2 protein-coding genes are annotated in these 2,377 nt (G+C 33.4%); one reads left to right on the top strand and one right to left on the bottom strand.

The features are described from left to right. Positions 1-141 precede the first annotated feature (141 nt). On the top strand, positions 142-2,214 hold the full coding sequence (locus AFK68_RS01520; RefSeq protein WP_094671079.1) for an AAA family ATPase: 2,073 nt from the start codon (positions 142-144) through the stop codon (positions 2,212-2,214). Positions 2,215-2,260: 46 nt separating this feature from the next. Here the strand turns inward: AFK68_RS01520 and AFK68_RS44045 are convergent, their stop codons facing one another. Then, the gene (locus AFK68_RS44045) at positions 2,261-2,377 is read right to left on the bottom strand and encodes a hypothetical protein (RefSeq protein WP_371357195.1); all 117 of its coding nucleotides are present in this window, start codon (positions 2,375-2,377) and stop codon (positions 2,261-2,263) included.

Here is a 2,377-nt window from a genome sequence, read left to right on the forward strand (position 1 = left end):
TTCACCAGTTTTACGGCAAAACTCCTGAAATAATTTTAGCATCAGAGAAATGGAGTTTTCTTACTTCTTACTTCTTCCTTCTTCCTTCTTCCTTCTTCCTTAAATTAAGATGATATTCTCAAAAAAAGAAATAGCAGTTCAATGAAATTAATTTCCATTATCTTGTGTAATTTCCGTCAGTTTTACGGCAAAACTCCTGAAATAATTTTAGCATCAGGCAAGCAAAATACAACAATCATTCATGGCAATAATGGTTCAGGTAAAACTACTATAATGAATGCTTTTACTTGGGTACTTTATGAAAAATTCAGTGCTGCTTTTGCTGCAGAAACTAAATTAGTAAATAAACGAGCAATTACAGAAGCAAAACCTGGTCAAGCTATATCTTGTTGGGTAGAAATTGTGTTTGAACATGATAATAAACGTTATCAAGCAAAACGTTTATGTCGAGCTTATAGAAACGAAGAAAATAAACTTGAACATGGCAAAAGCGAGTTATATATGCAGATAGCTGGAGATGACGGACGTTGGTCTCCACCACCAGAACATCCTGATGATATTATTGGCAGAATTTTACCAGAAAGTTTACATAGATATTTCTTTTTTGACGGAGAAAGAATTGAATATATTGTTCGAGATAATCAGAAAAGTGAAATTGCAGAAGCTACTAAGGAATTATTGGGAATTGAAGTATTAAATCGTTCTGTTAGACATTTAGGGGAAGCTAAAAAATCTCTGGAAACTGATTTAAGATTGATTGGTAATCCAGAGACTAAAAAACTATTGAAAGAAAAAAGAAAAGTTGAAGAGGAAATTGATAAATTATCAAAACGCCAAACAGAAATAGACCAAGAATTACAACATCATAGAGAATTTAAAAAAGAAATTAGTAGTCGTTTATTAGATTTTAAAGGTGCAGAAGGGTTGCCCCAACAAAGAGACCAATTAAAAGTTCAGATTGGAGCAATAAAAGAACAAATAGTACAAGCAAATCAGGGATTAAAAAGGGCTATATCAACTCGTGGTTATATGGTATTCTTATCAGAAGCAATAACAGAATTTCGAGAATTATTTGGTTATTTAAAGGAAAAAGGAGAGCTGCTCACAGGAATTAATCGGCAGTTTATTCAACAGTTATTAGAAGAAGAGCGTTGTATTTGTGGAGCGGAATTAACTATAGATTCTACGGCGAGAAAATTAGTAGAAAAATGGATGGAAAAAGTAGAGGTTGCTGATGTTGAAGAAACTGCAATTAGAATGACTGTACAAATGGATGAAGTTGATAAACAAGTGGTAGATTTTTGGGAGGAAGTTGATAGACAACAGGGAAATATAGAACAATTACGTTCTCAACTTTCACGGATTGAAAATCAATTAGAGGTAGTTCAAAAAAAATTGCGTAGTTATCCAAATGAGGATATTCAGAAGTTACAAAAAAGGTTAGACGAAATTGAAACTAAGGTGGGAGATTTAAACCGGGAAACTGGTTCAAATACTCTACAGTTAGAAACTTTGCAGAAAGAAATTAAGGTATTAGATAAACAAGTCGATAGGCAAACAATGAATGAGTTAAAACAAGTTTTATGTCAAAGACGAATTGCTGCTACTCAGGATGCTATTGAGAGACTAAATGAAGTTAAATTACGTCTGGAAAAACAGTTTAGAGTTTCTTTGGAAAAGCGGGTACAAGAGTTATTCTCAGAAATTTCTTTTACTCCTTATATTCCTCAGCTAAATGATAATTATGAGTTAACTTTAGTAGAAAATACTGGTGGTAAAAATGCTTTAGTTGCCGCTTCTACAGGAGAGAATCAAATTCTCAGTTTGGCATTTATTGGTAGTATTATCGATCAGGTGAGAGAATGGAGTCAAAAGAATACTTTAATGGGGCCGGATAGTAGCACTTTTCCTATTGTAATGGATTCTCCTTTTGGTAGTTTAGACGAGATTTATCGGCGACAAATTGCTAAAACAATTCCTCAATTAGCAAATCAATTAATTGTATTAGTAACCAAGACTCAATGGCGAGGTGAAGTTGCTGAAGAAATGGCTGATTATATTGGTAGAGAATATGTTCTTTCCTATAATTCTCCAAAACCAGATTGTGAGGAAGATACTATTGAGTTAGGTGGTGAATCTTATGCTTTAGTCAAACGTAGCCCAAATGAGTTTGAATATACAGAATTGCTTGAGGTAGATTATGATGACTTTTGAATAAGGAAGAAGTAAGAAGGAAGAAGAAATAAGAAATAACAAAGATTTAGCTATATATTTTTCGGAATGGTTTTTGCCAAGCTTGATAAAATTCTGGGTAGGGGAGAGTTTGGGCACATTCCCAGATTATTGGGTAGCATTCATAGAAGCGATGGCTGTCAAT

This window comes from Hydrocoleum sp. CS-953 (assembly GCF_002260545.1).
Classification (GTDB): Bacteria; Cyanobacteriota; Cyanobacteriia; order Cyanobacteriales; family Microcoleaceae; genus Trichodesmium.

Bases quoted from the DNA above. Each gene is read 5' to 3' on its own strand.
- AFK68_RS01520 (WP_094671079.1), top strand. From the start codon at position 142: ATGAAATTAATTTCCATTATCTTGTGTAATTTCCGTCAGTTTTACGGC.